This is a genomic window from Aeromonas molluscorum 848 (genome assembly GCF_000388115.1).
GTDB lineage: Bacteria > Pseudomonadota > Gammaproteobacteria > Enterobacterales > Aeromonadaceae > Aeromonas > Aeromonas molluscorum.
Window position 1 is genome coordinate 1 of sequence record NZ_AQGQ01000077.1, and the last position, 18,415, is coordinate 18,415.

The 18,415-nt window shown below is 50.3% G+C and carries 14 protein-coding genes and 1 pseudogene; 14 read left to right on the forward strand and 1 reads right to left on the reverse strand.

The window, feature by feature from the left end:
• Positions 1-793: 793 nt before the first annotated feature.
• The 14 genes from G113_RS11615 (at position 794) to G113_RS11675 (ending at position 17,698) form a co-directional block, all read left to right on the forward strand.
• Entirely contained in the window at positions 794-1,168 is a 375-nt protein-coding gene (locus G113_RS11615; RefSeq protein ID WP_005901995.1) for a hypothetical protein, read from the forward strand.
• Positions 1,165-2,964, forward strand: coding sequence for a polysaccharide biosynthesis/export family protein (locus G113_RS11620; RefSeq protein ID WP_051106594.1), 1,800 nt, complete (start codon positions 1,165-1,167; stop codon positions 2,962-2,964). Before G113_RS11615 ends, G113_RS11620 begins: the two co-directional genes overlap by 4 nt.
• Before the next feature lie 67 nt (positions 2,965-3,031).
• On the forward strand, positions 3,032-3,832 hold the full coding sequence (locus G113_RS11625) for an ABC transporter permease (protein ID WP_005901999.1): 801 nt from the start codon (positions 3,032-3,034) through the stop codon (positions 3,830-3,832).
• A gap of 11 nt (positions 3,833-3,843) precedes the next feature.
• Positions 3,844-4,494 (forward strand): ABC transporter ATP-binding protein, encoded by a 651-nt coding sequence (locus tag G113_RS11630; RefSeq protein WP_005902001.1) that lies wholly within the window; start codon positions 3,844-3,846, stop codon positions 4,492-4,494.
• A gap of 15 nt (positions 4,495-4,509) precedes the next feature.
• Positions 4,510-5,712 (forward strand): sugar transporter, encoded by a 1,203-nt coding sequence (locus G113_RS11635; protein ID WP_040319160.1) that lies wholly within the window; start codon positions 4,510-4,512, stop codon positions 5,710-5,712.
• 212 nt (positions 5,713-5,924) lie between these two features.
• On the forward strand, positions 5,925-6,974 hold the full coding sequence (locus G113_RS11640) for a CgeB family protein (protein ID WP_083940381.1): 1,050 nt from the start codon (positions 5,925-5,927) through the stop codon (positions 6,972-6,974).
• A 49-nt stretch (positions 6,975-7,023) separates the two neighbouring features.
• Positions 7,024-8,199, forward strand: a complete 1,176-nt coding sequence (gene wecB / locus G113_RS11645) for a non-hydrolyzing UDP-N-acetylglucosamine 2-epimerase (protein ID WP_040319161.1) — start codon at positions 7,024-7,026, stop codon at positions 8,197-8,199.
• A gap of 70 nt (positions 8,200-8,269) precedes the next feature.
• Positions 8,270-9,526: a UDP-N-acetyl-D-mannosamine dehydrogenase gene (gene wecC / locus G113_RS11650; protein ID WP_005902010.1), complete on the forward strand. Its 1,257-nt coding sequence runs from the start codon at positions 8,270-8,272 to the stop codon at positions 9,524-9,526.
• A gap of 60 nt (positions 9,527-9,586) precedes the next feature.
• Positions 9,587-11,527: a CgeB family protein gene (locus G113_RS11655; RefSeq protein ID WP_005902018.1), complete on the forward strand. Its 1,941-nt coding sequence runs from the start codon at positions 9,587-9,589 to the stop codon at positions 11,525-11,527.
• 145 nt (positions 11,528-11,672) lie between these two features.
• The gene (locus G113_RS21625) at positions 11,673-12,353 is read left to right on the forward strand and encodes a glycosyltransferase (protein ID WP_201765004.1); all 681 of its coding nucleotides are present in this window, start codon (positions 11,673-11,675) and stop codon (positions 12,351-12,353) included.
• Positions 12,354-12,363: 10 nt separating this feature from the next.
• A complete protein-coding gene (locus G113_RS11660; RefSeq protein WP_152436024.1) occupies positions 12,364-13,098 on the forward strand; it encodes a DUF6270 domain-containing protein in 735 nt (244 codons plus the stop codon).
• 231 nt (positions 13,099-13,329) lie between these two features.
• Positions 13,330-14,262, forward strand: a complete 933-nt coding sequence (locus tag G113_RS11665; RefSeq protein WP_083940382.1) for a galactosyltransferase-related protein — start codon at positions 13,330-13,332, stop codon at positions 14,260-14,262.
• A 27-nt stretch (positions 14,263-14,289) separates the two neighbouring features.
• Positions 14,290-16,377, forward strand: coding sequence for a capsular polysaccharide biosynthesis protein (locus G113_RS11670; RefSeq protein ID WP_005902029.1), 2,088 nt, complete (start codon positions 14,290-14,292; stop codon positions 16,375-16,377).
• 7 nt (positions 16,378-16,384) lie between these two features.
• Positions 16,385-17,698, forward strand: a complete 1,314-nt coding sequence (locus G113_RS11675) for a capsule biosynthesis protein (protein WP_005902030.1) — start codon at positions 16,385-16,387, stop codon at positions 17,696-17,698.
• A 70-nt stretch (positions 17,699-17,768) separates the two neighbouring features.
• On the opposite strand, the pseudogene G113_RS11680 reads toward G113_RS11675, so the two are convergent.
• Positions 17,769-18,415: pseudogene (locus G113_RS11680) on the reverse strand (ABC transporter permease); the annotation flags it as partial.

Genomic DNA, 18,415 nt, shown 5'->3' on the forward strand with positions numbered 1-18,415 from the left:
GCTTCGATTTTGAATGTTTCTGGATAACGCTGACGGGTCATAACACCTCCAATAGTTGCCTCATTTTAAGGCTCTGAGGTGTCTAGGGAACTGGGGGCGATTCAGACATGTGGAAACCACATACCTCCCATCAGGAATAGTCAACAACGGCACAACATACCAAAAAACAGTCAAAACATTTTGATAACCCAATCACTAACAAAGAAAAAAGCCAAACTTATTTTGATAAAAGATTTTTTATGTAGAGTGAGTAATCCATAGGAAAAAATAATTAATCAAAAAATGAACTCATCACCCCGAAAAAATGCGACCAAAGTCTCAAAAAAAACATAACCTCTTGACAGAGAAATGGAGGTGTTGAGTAAAACACAACCAAATCAATACATTACTCCACCATACATCTCATCTGACCACGCTAGTTACATTTGACTCATTTGCGGCCCACCCTGTAGAATGCCGCCTCAATTAAAACAAGTAGCTGCGACAAGATCAGGCAAGTGGCATAATGGCGCCGCCCAAAAAATACGCTGCAATGACATAGATCAAATATCTGTGTTTTATACCCGCCTTGAATAAAACAACCCTTTTTGAGTAGGAGGTCTTGTCACCGCCCTGCGGTAGCCATGCCTTTTTCCAGTAAAAACCCAAAGTACTGTGATTACCGTGTAACAATCGGTACCAATATAGTAATCTCACAATCCCTTGGCATACCCTCTCCAGTAAAACAAAACAACAACAAATTAATCACATTAATGTCACATATCGAATCTCGAATCTATGGGAATATTGACACATGAACTACGCAAGCCGGTTCCTGGCTATATCGTTAGCGATACAGATTGGTGGCTGCGCATATGAGCCAAAACAGGTCGAAGCATCTCGTCCTCTAGTCAATCCGACCGCTTCCACCGAGCTGCAGGTTATGCCTGTCAACCTGCAACAGACGCTTAATACCCTGCCTCAAGGGGCTGCACTCAACACTGGCAGTACTGTGTTTACCCTGGGCCAACGCTATACCTCGGCTTTGGGGCATGAATGTGTTGAGCTGTTGTTCAACAGTAATCAAGGTCACTCTCAAAGGAGTGCTGCCTGCAAGGTTACAGACCAGTGGTATTTGATTCCTCAATTGGAACAGACCTCTATCAGCAACCTTCTTGCTGAGCAATGAAATTGAAGGTAATCGCTTTGAAGATCTCGCACATTCGTCAACTGAGTGCCCTCCTGCTTATCGTCAGTGCCTCCTGCACATCAATGGCAGCCACACCACCAGACTCGATGCAATCGAGCGGTCAGTCATTTGGCTATAGCCTTTCGGGTAATGCTGGCGATAACCATCGCCCTCAACTCGGTAGTCAGTCAGCCCTCAATGATCAAGCCAGTGCCGTTTCAACGACCGGGAGTTTCACTCAACAGAATCGGCAAGGAATGCTACTGCCTGGTGAATCTGATGTACGGAAATTGCTGCCGCAATCAGAAGCGGGACTCCCTCCGCCCTATGGTGCCAACCTGTTTGCAGGTGGGTATGAAACAGAGCGTAGTGATGGTCTGAATGACAATTATTTGATAGCCGCAGGAGATAAACTAAATATATGGATTTGGGGGGCGGTCAACTTCTCTAATGTTGTTACTGTGGATAATCAGGGTAATATTTTTATCCCCGATGTAGGCCCTATCAATGTCAGGAATGTTCCAGCAAGCCAAATCAATAATTTGGTGACCAGTAGAATAGGTGATGTGTTTACCAACAACGTCAATATTTACGTTAACCTGCTCACTACCACCCCCGTCAGTGTATTTGTCACTGGCCCAGTGATCCGACCTGGCCAATACGCAGGGCAATCTTCTGATAGCGTGCTCTACTTTCTCAAACGTGCCGGCGGCATTGACTCAGAACGGGGCAGCTACCGACAGATCAAGGTATTACGTCAAAACAAAGTCATTCAACAGATCGACCTATACGAATTCATGCAGCAAGGTCGCATACCCAAACTCTCGTTGAAAGACCAGGATGTGATCCTGGTTGAACCCCAGGGGCCGATGATCAATGTGGCAGGCAAGGTACGAAACCCATTCCGTTTCGAGTTAAAGCAGCGTAATACGCTGGGCTCAGAGCTGGTCGACTATGCCCTCCCCCTCGCCAAAGTGAGTCATGTCGGCGTCATTGGTGATCGTCCCAACGGTCCTTTCTCGATTTATATGCCTTACAAAGACTTTGCCCATATCCAGCTCAAGGATGGGGATAAAGTACTGTTTAACGATGATATGCACGCGCAAGTCTACGATGTGCAGGTTTCTGGCAGTTATATGGGCCCCTCATATTTCACCGTCCGTAAAGAGACCAAACTGCATGATTTGCTCAATCACATCCCGATCGATCCGAAACTAGCCGATTATCAATCAATCTACATGATGCGCAAGAGCGTCGCGCTCAAGCAGAAAGAGATGCTGGATGAATCACTCAACCGTTTGGAGCGCAGTGTGTTTACCGCTCCCGCCAGTTCGGACGGTGAAGCCACCATTCGTGCCAAAGAAGCCGAACTGGTCATGCAATTTGTAGATAAAGCCCGCAAGATCCAGCCCCTTGGCAAAGTCGTGGTGGCAGACAAAGGCAACATTGCCAACATCCAGTTGGAGCAAGGTGATCAAATCGTCATCCCGAACAGGACTGATCTGATTCAAGTAGGTGGCGAGGTATTGATGCCACAAGCCGTGGTCTACAACACCAGCGCAAATCTTGATGATTATGTCGCCTGGGCGGGAGGGTTCACCGAGCGGGCGAATGACAAGCGCATTGCGATAGTGCATGCCAATGGGTTGGTGGAATTCAAAGACCAGGGCAGCGTTCAACCAGGTGATCAGATCCTGGTCTTGCCAAAAATTGACAGCAAGACCATGCAATCCGTCAAGGACATCACCCAGATCATCTATCAGATCGCCGTGGCTGCGAACGTAGCACTTAACTAATCCGCCTATTTCACCGAAGAACACGGGCTCGTCAACTGACGAGTCCGTCATACGGTAAAGCGACTCAATGCATAAACCCATACTCAATCAAACACCACGCAACTCCTTTCAGGTATTGCGTGATGTGACATTTGGTTTACTTATTCGTGAACTAAAAACCCGTTTTGGCGGTTATCGGCTGGGCTATGCCTGGGCCCTGCTCGACCCATTGCTGATTATTGGCGCTTTTAGCCTGATTTTTGGCATGCGTGACAGCAGTGGATTTGGCGGTGTACCTGCGCCGTTGTTCATTACTGCCGGTTATTTGCCCTTTCTGTTTTTTAGAAATGTCGTGTCCAAGCTACAGTCTGCGGTCGGCGCCAATATGGGATTGTTCTCCTATCGCCAAGTTACTCCCTTCGCCACCTTTGTTGCCCGCTTTGTGCTCGAAGTAATGGTCGGTATGGTGGTGGGTTGTATTCTGGTGCTAGGACTGCTCTGGTTTGATATGGATGCTATCCCGACCGATCCCTTGCAGGTAATCCTTGGCTACTTATTGCTCATGGTGTTTTCGTTTTCCCTTGGCATCGTCTTCTGTGTGCTTTGCAACCTGGTTCCAGAGGCAAGCAAGTTCCTCAATCTATTGATGATGCCATTGATGTTAATCTCTTGTGTAATACATCCCTTGGCAGCCATTCCGCCCCAGTTTCAACACTGGTTTTTATGGAACCCGCTGGTACATGCTCTCGAGCTGATCAGAACCGGTTGGATCGCGGGTTATATCAGTCCCAATGTCAGTTGGGTTTATTTATCCATCGTGACCTTACTATTGCTGACCTTTGCCATGAGCTGCTATCGCCTGAGCCATCGCCGCTTGATTGCCAGTTAAAGTGAACTCACATGATCATTCTTGACAATGTATCCAAATATTACCCGACCAAGTTTGGCCGAAATTATGTATTGCGTGATGTCAATATAAAACTGCCACGAGATCGCAATATAGGTATTTTGGGTGCCAACGGCGCGGGTAAATCTACCCTGTTACGCCTGCTCGGTGGCATGGACATGCCCAACAGGGGGAAAGTTGTACGCCAATGTAGAGTTTCTTGGCCTCTCGCGCTTGGCGGCGGCTTTCAAGGCAGCATGACAGGGCGGGAGAACACTCGCTTTGTCTGCCGCATTCATGGCGTGCGGGATACTCAAGCGGTGGAGGAGTGGGTCAAGGAGTTCTCCGAAATAGGTCAGCATTTCGAGTTGCCCATTAAAACCTACTCCAGCGGTATGACATCAAAGTTTTCCTTTGCAGTCAGCATGGCTTTTGACTTTGATATTTATCTGACCGATGAAATTACTTCTGTGGGAGACGCCCGCTTCAAGCAGAAATGCATTGATGTCTTCAATCAAAAGCGCAAGACAGCCAGCCTTATTATGGTGTCGCACGATATGAAAAACCTGCGCCAGCAATGTGATATGGGAATACTACTGCGTAACAGTACATTGGAAGTATTCGACAATATCGATGACGCCATCCGCATCTATCAGAACTTATAACAAGCAACATCAAATATGACTCAACCTATCAGACCAGACAAATCATCAAGCCTTGCGCGTAAATGGCGCAAACTGAGCAATAATCCAAGACGTTTTGTTATCGACTCCAGCGGTTTTCAGATTGCCCACCGCTCTTGGCAACAGAGTCTCAAACTTGGCAGCTTTCTCTGGGTTGTTGCCTGTTTTTTAATCGCCGCACTTTATTTAGGTGCTATCGCCTCTGATCGTTACGTGAGCCGGGCAGAGATAATTATCAAACAGGCGGACCAGATCAAGATGTTGCCCGATGCCCTGTCAATGTTGGGAATAGGCGGCAGCAATCATCAAGATGTACTGCTGGTCCAGAATTATCTGAACTCCTGGGACCTGTTAGCCAAGCTGGATAAGGAACTTGACCTCAAGTCCCATTACCAGAGCGACATAGCCGACTATTTCTCCCGCCTGCCAAGGGATGTCAGCCAAGAAGAGTTCATCGAGTATTACCGCAATCACCTGACGTTGCGCCTCGATGAACTTTCAGGAGTACTTACCATCGAGCTGCAGGCATTTGATCCGAAATATGGTCAGCAGGTAGTGGGCCTGATGCTCAAGGAGTCTGAACGCTTCATCAACAAGCTAGGACATCAAGTTGCCCTGGACCAACTCGCATTTGTTGAGAAAGAGGTCGATCGTGCCTATCGACGACTCCAGGATGAAAAAACCAAGGTACTGGCTTTTCAAAATAGTCATCAACTGATCAGCCCGGAATCCACCAGTAGCGCTCGTCTAGGCGTTGTCAGCCAGATTGAGGCTGAACTGGTAAGCCAACAGGCACAGCTCAAGCAGTTGCGTAGTTACATGAGGGATACCGCTCCTGGCATCATTTCGGTACAAACCCGTATTGATGCCTTGAACAAACAACTGAAACAAGAGAGAGCCAAGCTCACCGGCCTTGATAAAGATGCGATGAACGAAATTACCGCTGGCTATCTGGATGTTCAAACCCAAGCCACTCTGGCAGCAGATCTTTACAAAACGGGTCTTATCAGTCTGGAACAAACCAGAGTAGAGGCCTATCGCAAACTGAAACATCTGCTGATCATCAATCAACCAACTTTGGCTGAAGAAGCAGAATACCCTCGCCGTCTGTATAACCTGGCTACCATTAGTGTACTGCTCTGCCTGTTCTATGGTTTGGTCGTGATGGGGCTTGCCACTCTACGTGAGCATCAGGATTAATTGGGAGACCCACAACGCCTTATTCCTGCAGTAGCAGGATCAAGATGGTACCGCTCAGCCAGAACGAAAAACATTATCTAGATAATATAACTTTCAGGTGGGGGGATATAACGTCCCCATCTCAACAGATACCAAGTTGTTGTAGATCACCAAGGATAGTCCGCGGTGCTTTATCAAATCGCCATATCGGCCAAGGCTTGGGTGCTCTTATAATGAAAAGAATAGTGTGGCAGTGGCCGCCACTCTATTTAACTTGTGAGTCAATTCCTTTGCATAATAATAAACGACCACGTATTGCATTAGTGGCAGATCAATTCACAACATTTAGCTTGGCTCCTGATGCCGACCTGATTCAGCTCACGCCAACAGACTGGCAATGGAAACTACGGCTATTCAAACCTGATTTTCTCTTTATTGAGTCAACTTGGCGAGGATATAAAAATAGCTGGCAGGGAAAAATGGCCAGTTATGCTCACTGTTCACCAAATAAACCAGAACTGAGAAAGTTACTTGAATTTTGCCGCCAGCGGAAAATAAAAACCATATTCTGGAACAAAGAAGATCCTTTTCATTTTGAGCGCTTTGCCGACGCCGCAGCACTGTTCGATGTTGTATATACAACCGATGCCGATTCTGTCGAGCGATATAAGGCTCTCCCTCATCAGGCATTTCAACATGTCGGGGTACTGATGTTTGCCGCCCAACCCCGCTGGTATCAGCCGGCAGATATTGGTGAGCGGGGCCCTGGGGTCGCCTTCCTTGGGGGCTACTATGGCAATGAGCTGGCCGAGCGCAGCAGGACTCAGGAAGATATTCTGTATGCATTACGTGATCAGGAGTTAATAATTTTCGATAGGTTTTGGCAAAATAATAATGGCTGTAGCTACCCAGATAAATTGCAGCCATATTGCAAACCAGCCATCTCACCGAAGTCGGTTGCCAAGGCATATCGTCAATATCAAATATATTTAAATTTCAATACCATCAGTCAATCTTCAACTATGTTGTCCCGTCGAATATTCGAGTTGGCCGCCGCTGGCTGCCCGATTATTAGCACACCATCTATCGCGATGGAGAACATTTTTGGCAAGAGTATTGCTGTTGTGCAAGATGGCACTACAGCACATGAATGGTGTGTGCAATTACAGCAAGACTGTCGACAAAGAATCGAATTGGGCAAGCAAGCAAGAGAAATTGTGCTTGCCCAGCACACCTGGCAACACCGACTAACGCAGCTTAATCGCGAGCTAAGTCTTTTTTAATAAGATTCGGGAAGTAACGCATACCACTTTATTTACACGGGAATAAAAAATGCCAATTAAATATCAACGGGTTTTAATTGTTTTTGGTACCAGACCGGAAGCAATCAAAATGGCTCCGATCGTCAAGGCTTTCCAGGCCAATCGCAAGATTGATGTCAAGGTCTGCGTCACCGGGCAACACAGGGAGATGCTGGATCAGGTACTCAAGCTGTTCGAGATTGAACCGGAGTATGATCTCAATATCATGAAGCCGGGCCAAGACTTGACCGATGTCACCACCGCCATCTTGCAAGGGTTGAGACCGGTATTTGCCGAGTTCAAGCCGGATCGCATTCTGGTCCATGGTGATACTGCGACCTCGTTTGCTGCCACCTTGGCGGCCTATTACCATCGCATTGCAGTCGGTCACGTAGAGGCCGGTCTGCGTACCGGTAATATCTACTCCCCTTGGCCGGAAGAGGGAATGCGTCGTCTGACAGGGGGCATTGCCGATCAGCACTACACACCGACCATCAGCTCGCTGAAAAACCTCATCATGGAAAACATCGCTCCCGAGACCATCTTCGTGACTGGCAACTCGGTGATCGATGCCCTGATCGAGGTTTCTCACCGCATCGATAACAACGCCGGTATGAACGCCGAGCTGGCAGAACGTTTCCCCTTCCTCGATAACAGCAAGAAGCTGATCCTGGTGACCGGTCACCGCCGTGAAAATCATGGCGATGGCTTCGAGCGCATCTGCAAGGCGCTGGCAGTGCTGGCCCAGCGGGATGACGTACAGATCGTCTATCCGGTACACCTCAACCCCAATGTGCAGGAACCGGTCAACCGCAACCTCAAAGGGCTCGACAATGTACACCTGATCGAACCACAGGATTATCTGCCTTTCGTCTATTTGATGAAGCAGAGCTACCTGATCCTGACCGACTCTGGCGGTATTCAGGAAGAGGCACCGACCTTGGGCAAACCTGTACTGTGCATGCGCGATACCACCGAGCGCCCCGCCGCCGTCAAGGCCGGCACAGTACGCCTGGTCGGTACCTGTGACAAAGCCATAGTGGCTGAAACAGTTCGTTTGCTGGACGACGAACTGGCCTATCAGGTGATGAGCCATGCCAACAACCCCTATGGGGATGGTCAAACGAGCCAACGCATCGTAGAGGCTGTGATTGGCCTGAGCGGCGCCCTGGGCCAGCAGATTGACAGCAGCCTGCAAGTGGCCTGATTTACAGATTACATACCTGTCTAGGGGGCATAGGGCTATGCCCCTTTTTACTATCGAGAGCATAAAAATAATGAAATTTGAAACCATCTCCGTTGTTGGTCTGGGTTATATCGGTTTGCCAACTGCAGCAGTCATCGCCAGCAACGGTATTCGTGTCGTGGGCGTGGATGTCAACCAGCATGCGGTCGATACCATCAACCAGGGCAAGATCCACATTGTCGAACCGGGTCTGGAAGACCTGGTCAAGCAAGCCGTGCAAGATGGACACCTGAGTGCCCACTCCAGCCCGCAAAAGGCTGATGCCTTCCTGATCGCCGTACCGACTCCGTTCAAGGGCGAAGATCATGAGCCGGACCTGAGATATATCGAGAGCGCCTCCCGCGCACTGGCCCCCATGCTGGAAAAAGGCAACCTGGTGGTGCTGGAATCCACGTCACCGGTCGGCGCCACCGAGCAGATGGCCAAGTGGTTGGCCGAAGAGCGCAGCGATCTGACCTTCCCGCATACCGTTGCTGAAGGCCAGACCCCTGATATCTTTGTGGCGCACTGCCCGGAGCGCGTACTGCCCGGTCAGGTGATCCGCGAGCTGGTTGAGAACGATCGCATTATCGGTGGCATGGACGCAGCCAGTACCGCCGCTGCCACCCAGGTCTACAAGATGTTTGTCAAAAAGGGCGAGTGCATCGCGACCGAAGCGCGCACTGCCGAAATGAGCAAGCTGACCGAAAACGCCTTCCGTGACGTCAATATCGCCTTTGCCAACGAACTGTCCCTCATCTGTGACAAGCAGGGTATCAATGTGTGGGAGCTTATCTCCCTGGCCAACCGCCACCCCCGTGTCAATATTCTGCAGCCGGGTTGCGGCGTGGGTGGTCACTGCATCGCCGTCGATCCCTGGTTTATAGTCAACCAGAACCCGGACACGGCCCGCATGATCCACCAGGCGCGTCTGGTCAATGACTACAAGCCTCACTATGTGGTGGAGCAGGTAGAAAGTGCGGTCACCGGTATCAACAACCCGAAGATCGCCTGCCTGGGGTTGGCATTCAAGCCGGACATCGATGACCTGCGCGAAAGCCCGGCCCTGGATATCACCAAGACCCTGGCCAACAACCCGGCTTATCAGATCCTGGCGGTGGAACCCAATATTGAAGCACTGCCGGCTACGCTGGAAAATCGTAATAACGTCAAGCTGGCCTCCCTGTCAGATGCACTGCAACAGGCTGATGTGATTGTTATTCTGGTCAAGCACAAGCAGTTCCTTGGTCTGAATCGCAGCGATGCTGCCAATAACCAATTGCTTGATTTCGTCAACGCCGCTCATTAATCCACTCGAAAACAGTGGCCGGGATTAACCCGGCCACTGTGTGAAAAAAAGAACTCTGATATGTCGACCCGACTCGCTAAAAAAAACGCCCGAAAAAATCAGCCGCCACGTCAGCAAGAGAATCATCTCAATACTGTTTTCTCCATCTATGATGAGCACCTCGATTACCTATACCGACAGCTGGCCAGAAAGACCGACAAAATTGAATGGGTAGAACAGTCTTACCCCCTGCTCTCTTTTGGCAACATCAGCAATATAGAAACTGCTGATGCTTGGATGCTGCCTGCAGATAATGACCGTAACAAAACGATAGCCGTAGATGCTGCAGGCATTCTCTCGCTGGAGCTTGGCCTGGTTGATGGGGACTCCTTCTATCTGCAGACCGGCAGTATGGATATCAACGGTCTGCCACTGAACAAAGATGCCTGGCGCATCAACGGCAGCCATAAATATCGCGTCCACCTTGATGCCCAATTCGGTGAGCCACGCCCCGATTGCGCCATGTTCTTCATTCAATATGACGAAGAGAAGCGCATTGCCCACAAATATCAGCAGATTTATAACGGTCTGAACAAGATAGAATTTGAAACAGCACCTGATGCCCGTTATTTCAGCATTGCTCTGCGTCTCAAGGGGCAAGGCACTCTCAATATAAAGCCTCTGAAAATCATCGCAGAAGAGATGCTGCCAGTTAATGCCATCAAGCTGGAAAGTTGCCAGAGCGAAGAAGAGATTGCCCGCATTTTTGAGCTCAAGGCCAAGGCATTGACGGTTGCGTTTGAAAAACGCATTCACGCTTTGCCTGATTCTCCTCTGGTACAAAAAACCAATCTGGAAGCCTTGAAAGACAAGCTGGCACTTGCCCTCTATGAAAAACAGCAGATGGAGAAGTCACTTTACTATCGTCTTGGCAAAACCCTGGCGGAAGCCAAGCGAAGCAAACTGGCTGGGCTGCTGTCACTGCCACAAAAGCTGATCAAAATTCGCGCAGCAAAGCGCAAGGGCAAGTTTGACGTGCCACCGATGGATAACGCCATTAAGCAGCGTTTGCTGGAACAGGTTGGTATCTTCAATGAGGCTCGTCCCAATGAAGAAGTCACCTGGCCCGGGTTTGAGCCAAGAGCCAGACTGCGCAACCAGCACATAAATATTGTGTCTATCAGTGACAAGTTCACGTACGAGTGTTTCCGCTATGAGGCGAACTTTATTCCGCTAACCAAGAAAAACTGGAAAGAGGAAATTGATGCGGCCAACCCGGTTCTCTTCTTTGTCGAGTCTGCCTGGAATGGCAATGACGGCGAATGGACCTATACCATGGCCAGCTACAAGAAGCACCTGGGTGATCCGCTGCGCGATGCCATCAAGTATTGCAAGTCGAAGAATATTCCCGTTGTGTTCTGGAACAAGGAAGATCCGACCAACTACGATGTCTTTATCGATGTCGCCGCAGATTGTGATTATATCTTCACGACCGATGGCAATATTCTCGATAAATACAAGAGTCGTGTTGGCCATGACCGCGTCTACCCGCTGGCTTTCGCCGCCCAGCCAGCCATTCATAACCCAATCCGTGACAAGCGCAAGAAGCTGCCGACCTACGAGATCTGTTTTGCAGGTAGCTGGTATAACAATGGTCATGATACCCGTCGGGTACAGACCGAAATCGTGCTGGATGGCGCTATGCACCGGGAACTGCATGTCTACGACCGTATGTTGCATGCTAAACAGCATAGAGAGTCTCGTATATTCCCGGCGAAATACCAGCCCTTTATTGTCGGCTCATTGAACTATGACCAGATGGTCACAGCCTATCGCCAGTACAAATTGTTCCTGAACATCAATACGGTGCAAGATTCACCAACCATGTTCTCTCGCCGTGTCTTCGAAATTCTGGCCTGTGGTACACCGGTAGTTTCGACTCATTCGGATGGGATGAAGGCAATGTTAGGTGAGCATGTTAGTATTGTTGCTGACAAAAATAATGCAAAGCTAAAAAATTGATCAGCTTCTAAATGATGAACAAAGTCGCAGACGTGTAGGTCATTTGGCATCAAGACATACGTTACAGCATCATACATATAAAAATAGATTAGAGTACATTTTCAATCACGTTAATAAAGAAGTTCCTTTAAATAACGATACATCCTTGGTCTCTATTGTTATGTGTACAAATAGACCCCACAATATTGACTTGATGATCAACAATTATTTGCAACAAGATTATGAAAACAAAGAATTGATCGTTGTTATCAACACTGATGATAACGACCTCTCTCATGTAAAAGATAAACTATCAAAGATTCAAAATGTTAAACTAGCACAATTGAGTGCAGCGTTAACACTGGGGGAATGTCTAAATAAAGCGGTAGAGTTATCTAAAGGTGACATTGTAGCCAAGTTAGATGATGATGACATTTATGGAAAAAGCTATATATCTGATGCCATTTTAGCTCTCGATTATTCTGGTGCTGATGTTGTAGGAAAAGATTCTCACCTCGCATACGTTGAGTCTATGGATAAGACTTTCTTAATTCGAGAAGGCAAAGACTGTAGATTTAGTGAGTTTATAATAGGCGCTAGCCTTGTCATTAGAAGAACGGTTTTTGAAAAAGTTACGTTCCACAATAAAAATCGTGGTGAAGACTCTCAGTTCTTGAAAGACTGCAATGATAAAAAGATAACAATATACTCATCAGATATTTACAACTACATCACCATAAGAAGTAAAAATATAAATAATCACACTTGGAAGATCGACGACCAAGATTTTATAAAGAATGCAAAGTTTATTTGCAATGGCCTCGCAAAAGAGCTTTATTGCATTTAAGGAGTTTGCATTGAAAAAAGCAGCAATAATTGGTTCGTGTGTAACAAGAGATGCTTTTGAGTTTGACAATAGTATCCTTGATATTTCTGGATCTTATTTTCCAAGAATATCAATTATTAGTATGATGAGTGCCCCAATCCCTATAGATCATACTATTCTATCTTCTGAAAATCAGTGGCTTAAATGGGTCATATTAAATGACTACAATAAAACATCCATATCCCAAATAAAAAATAAAAATCCAGACTATATTTTAATAGATCTGATAGAAGAGCGGCACGATATAATAAAGGTAGGGGATAGCTACCTTACTCTTTCCGATGATTTTATTAAAATAAATCCTTTTGCAAAAAAGGAAGAATATAGTCATGTGGTAGGTAGAGAAAGTGATGATGTTGTCAAGTTATTCTATGAAAAGTCGGCTTCATTCTGTGAAAGAATAAACTCTGATTTCCCGAATACCACTGTCATTATTCATGATGCAAAATACAGTGACTATTATATGGATAAAGGGAAAATAAAACGGTTCGATGAGATTCGATGCCATAAGAACAAGGTCATGAACTCAAGACTAGATTGTTACGTGAGTTTTTTAATGAACAGAATATCCAATGTAAAGAAAATTTCAATAGACAAGGAAATTAGTCTAGCCAGCAGTAGCCACAAATGGGGCTTGTCACCATTTCATTACATCGATGAATACTATTTGGAATTTATAAACAAAGTCAGAAAGATTATTTCTTAACATCACAAAAATGGCATGCCACATGTCAACACCATGCGGCATGCCAAAATTGCCCCTACAGTCTGAGATGTTAAAACATACCAATTAGATGTTGGAAATATGCCTATCAATATAACCGTAGTTATCCCTTTCTTTCATCTAGGTCATGAGCGCGGTAGTTTAACTGATGCAAAAATACGCCTAAATCGCTGTATTGACTCATTTACAGAAAGTGATACCTCACTGACCATAATGACAAATAAGTCAGATTTAACTGTTGGCAAAAAAAATGTAGTTTGTAAAAAACGTGACATTAAAGGTATATTTTCACCCGGGGTGATTAGAAATAGTATCATCCTGGATGTTACACATGATTATATTTTCTTAAACGACTCAGACTTAGTTATAAACCCACGTCTTTCCAAAGAAATATTAGAACAGAGAAATAAAGTACAAAAAATTGGTAAAAATGCCTTTGAAATGTATCCCTGCCTCTATCTGACCAAGGAAGAGACAGAGCGATTTGACGGGGATTTTCAAGGCTGCCTGGAATCCTTTCTGCGCGGTGAGAATCACAGGGTGGAGGGCATCGCCCTGGCCAGTAGTTGCCTGCTGATGAACCGCGAGTGGTTTTTGCAACTGGGGGGGTTTGATGAGCAGTTTGTCGGCCATGGCGGCGAGGATCTGGAACTGATTGACAGGCTGACCCGCCACTATCCCATCGGGCCTCGCCCTGCTGACTATAGCCTCAACATCAAGGCGCAGCATCCGGGGGATTATCAGGGCTTTCGGCGCTACTTCAGCTACTATGCCCTGCCCCACCTGTTTGCCGGCCGGTTTCTGGTGCACCAGTGGCATCCGCGCCCCCTGACGCACCCTTATCACAAGCGCCGGGCGGGCAACGATCAGTTGCTGGAACAGATGCTGTCACGTAGCGAGGCTGAGCGAGGTCCCCTGAAGGGCCCAGTAGTGCCCTGCAACGACCTGGGTGGCGAACTGCCGGACTTTCGGGAGTGGATGATCCGCTTGCAGGAAGAGGCGGGTTACCCGGTGCAGGAGTATCCGGGCCTGTTGCGCTGGCAGGATGGCATCAAGCCAAAGCGCCCCCTGTGGCGAAAACTGCGCAAGCTTTACCTCAATCCACGTGCTTTTTTCAGAGACATGTTCAAACCCGCATCTCTCTAAGCTTCCTTTTTAATCTGAGCAACTTGCATGACTCTATGGACACAATCTGGCGGCATACTGGCCCGCGACGCGCAGATCAGCGCCTGCCTGGGCCAGCCATTGGCGCGTCTCACCCCTGATGCCACTCCCCAGCCCGGTGATGCCCTGGTGGGCTGGGGCCAGAAGGCCAATACCCGTCAGATTAAACAAACAGCCCAGGCCCTGGGTCTGCCCTATTGGCAGCTGGAAGATGGCTTTATCGGTTATATCGGCCACCCTGCCCGCGGTGGCAAGGCAGTGTCGCTTATCGCCGACCCCGTCGGCATCTATTACGATGCACGCCAACCCAGCCAGCTTGAACAGCTTATCGCAACGCCCTGTGACGCCGCCATGCTTGAGCGGGCTCAGCGGCTGATGGGTGAGCTGGTGCGCCTCGGCGTGACCAAGTACAACTGCTACGCCTCACGCCCGGCTCACTCGGTGGGTAATGCCTCTGCCGGTCTTGCTGCGCGAGGTGAGCATGGCGGTTTGCCAGCGGCGCTGGCACAGCGCCTGTTGCAAGACGCCAGACCCAGAGTGCTGCTGGTGGATCAGGTGGCTGGCGATCTCTCCATTCCCGGTGCGCTGGCCAGTGAAGCGGACTTTGTGGCCATGGTGGAAGCGGCACGCCGCAATCACCCCGATGCCCGCCTCTTGCTGCGCACTCATCCCGACACCCGCTTTGGCAAGAAGAGCGGCGTGCTGGCCCGACTGCAACTGGATGATGTAGAAATCGTTGCCGAACACTGCCATCCCCATGCCCTGCTCAACCTGGTGGATGCCGTTTACACGGTGTCATCCCAGCTCGGCTTCGAGGCCTTGCTGCTCGGCAAGCCGGTGTATTGCTTCGGCATGCCGTTTTACGCCGGTTGGGGGCTGACTTTTGACAGCAAACAGTGCGAGCGACGCAAGGTTCAGGTATCACTGCCCCAGCTGGCGGCGGCCGCCCTTATCCTCTATCCGCGCTATCTGGATCCCGTGCTGGGCCAGCGCTGTGAGGTGGAAGAGGTATTGACCATAGTTGCCCGTCAGCAGAAGGCAGCACCGCGCTGGCGCAGACTCTATCTGGTTGGTTTCTCCTTGTGGAAGCGCGCCTTTATGCAGGCTTTTTGTCACCATCTGGCCGATGAGCTGCGCTTTGTGCGCACACCACCCAAGCGGCTGACCGGCGATGAGCAGGTGCTGGTCTGGGGCAGCCGCCACCCGGATCTCACCTCGGCCATCCGGGTGGAAGATGGCTTTATCCGATCAAGAGGACTTGGCTCCAACCTCTGTCGCCCCTCCTCCCTGTCCATCGACCCGGTCGGGATCTATTTCGACAGCCGCATGCCAAGTGGGCTCGAACAGTTGCTCAACTACCAGCAGCTGACCGAGGCCGACGTCAATCGGGGCAGCGCACTGATCGATCTGCTACGCCAGCACAGGGTCAGCAAGTACAACGTGGGAACCCCACAGCTCTACACGCCCCCTGCCGATGGTCGCACTTTGGTGCTGGTAGTGGGCCAGGTGGATGGGGATGCCTCCATCCTCACCGGCAGCCCGACCATTCGCAGCAATGAACAGTTGCTGTGGGCTGTGCGCGCCGCCAAGCCAGAGGCGCATATCCTGTTCAAGCCGCACCCGGATGTGGTGGCCGGCAATCGGGCGGGGGCCATCTCGGCTGCCTGTCTGGCGGAGTGTGTGGACAGCCAGGTGCTGGACATAGGGCTGACCAGTCTCTATCCCCACGTGGACGAGCTGCACACCATGACCTCGCTCAGCGGATTCGAAGCGCTGGTGCAAGGAGTCAAGGTTACGACCTGGGGCCAGCCCTTCTACAGCGGCTGGGGACTGACGACAGATGCCCATCCCCCGGCACGGCGCCAACGCAGCCTGCCATTGGCGGCACTGGTCTACCTGACGCTGGTCGCCTATCCGCTCTACATCGATTGGCAGACCGGGCTCTGGATAAGCCCAGAGCAGTTGATCCGCCAGCTGGCGGAGCAAGGACAGTCATCGACCCAGAAGTCGAGCCTCTGGCAGCGCTGGCAGATCAAACTGAGTTACCTGGCACAGACACTGTTGCAGCGCCCCTCCCTTCCCCAGTTCATGAGATAAGCCGCCCATGAAGATTTTGTTGTTGCAAGGACCGCTCGGCCCCTTCTTTCAGACCCTCAGTCAAACCCTGAGCGAGGAGGGCCACCAGATATACCGGATCAACTTCAATGGCGGGGATGAGTGCTGGCCTTGCGTGGGTCACAGTGAACGCTTCACCGGCAAGCCAGATACCTGGAATACCTTCTTTCGCCGTTTTCTCAAGCGCCATCGCATTGACAGCCTGATCTGTTACGGCGACTGCCGCTATTACCATCAGCAGGCCATTCGTATCTGCAAGCTGAAGAAGATCGATGTCTGGGCCATGGAAGAGGGTTATCTGCGTCCCGACTATGTGACCCTGGAGCAAGGAGGCGTCAATGCCTTCAGCCCGCTCTATGCCAAACGTGACCAGCTGGCCGAGATGGAGTGGCCAACACCCTATGAAGCGCCGTTGCGGGTAGGCAAGACCTTCGCCCGTCGCGCCTGGTATGCCAGCCGCTATCACCTCAACAAGAACCTGCTGCGCTGGCGCTACCCCCATTTCGTCAATCACAGACCCTGGAGTCTCTATCAGGAAACAAAAGGCTGGGTGGCGGGCGGATTGGTCAAATGGTCGCACAAGTGGGCCGATCGCAGCCTGCTCAAGGCGCTACCCCGGCATCAGGGTCATATCTTCTTCGTCCCACTGCAGGTCACCGAGGATTTCCAGATAAGGGAACACTCGGACTTGAGCGGTGTAGAAGAGATGGTCGCCCAGGTAATGAACTCTTTTGCCGAGCACGCCCGCAGCGAGGATGTGCTGCTGTTCAAGCATCACCCCATGGACAGGGGTTACGTCAGCTACCAGTCCCAGATAAACCGCCTGGTGATGCTGCTCGGGCTGGAGGGTCGGGTGTTCTATGGTTATGACTTGCCACTGCCCACTCTCTATCCCCTGCTCAAGGGGGTCATCACCATCAACAGCACGGTTGGCCTCTCCGCCCTGCTGCACGATGTACCGACCTTCTGCCTGGGGCGGGCTCTCTATGACCTGCCGGGTCTCACCACCCGTGGCACCCTTGCAAAGTTCTGGCACAAACAGAGCCCGGTTTGCAGTGACACCTTCGAGCGCATGCGCCAGTCCTTGCTCCATCTGACCCAGCTCAATGCCAGCTTCTATCGCCATCTGGAACTCGGCGCCATGGCCGTGGTGAAGAGGATCCAGCAGCGCAGCGAGCAAGGTATGCCTGTGGCGCAAAGCAGGCGCAATCTGATGTCGACCACTGTCATGGGAGTACTGGGGTTGCTAGGCAGCGCTGCAATCATGGTTGAAGAGATGCTGATGCCAGTGGCTCTGCTGTAAACCGCCATTCGACATTACATAGAAAAAGCCCGCAGCTGCGGGCTTTTTTTTATGGTTCCTCGGCGATGGTTCAGACTGTGCGGGGGCGCAGATGGGCGTGCCAACGGGACTCCAGCTTCTTGAACAACCAGACGATGATGAAGGTCAGCATCATGTAGAGCAGGCCTGCGGTAATAAAGGCCTCGAACGGGCTGTAGTAGCGGGAGTTGATGATCCGCGCCGCCCCCGTCAAGTCGACGATGGTGATGATGCCTGCCACCGCCGAGCCTTGCAGCATGAAGATCACCTCGTTGCTGTACGCTGGCAATGCCCGACGAAACGAGTTGGGCAGTATGATGCGGGTGAGCGTCTGCCAAGGGCTCATGCCGAACGCCTGGGCCGCTTCAATCTGCCCCTTGGGCATGTTCATCACGGCGCCACGCACTATCTCGGCGGTGTAGGCACCGGTGTTGAGCGTAAATGCCAGCAAGGCACAGAACCAGGCTTCGGCGAACAGTGTCCAGGCCGCGCTGTTTTTCAGCCACTCCCACTGCGCCGCACCGTAATAGATGATGAACAGTTGCACCAGCAGCGGTGTGCCACGGAAGAAGTAGATGTAGGCCCAGACTAGGCCCCTTGATCAGCCAGTTCTTGTGTTACGCAAGATGCCCACCGGCACCGCCAGCATGAGGCCGAGTACCAGTGATCGCGGCCACCAGCAGCACAGTGGTGTAGAGG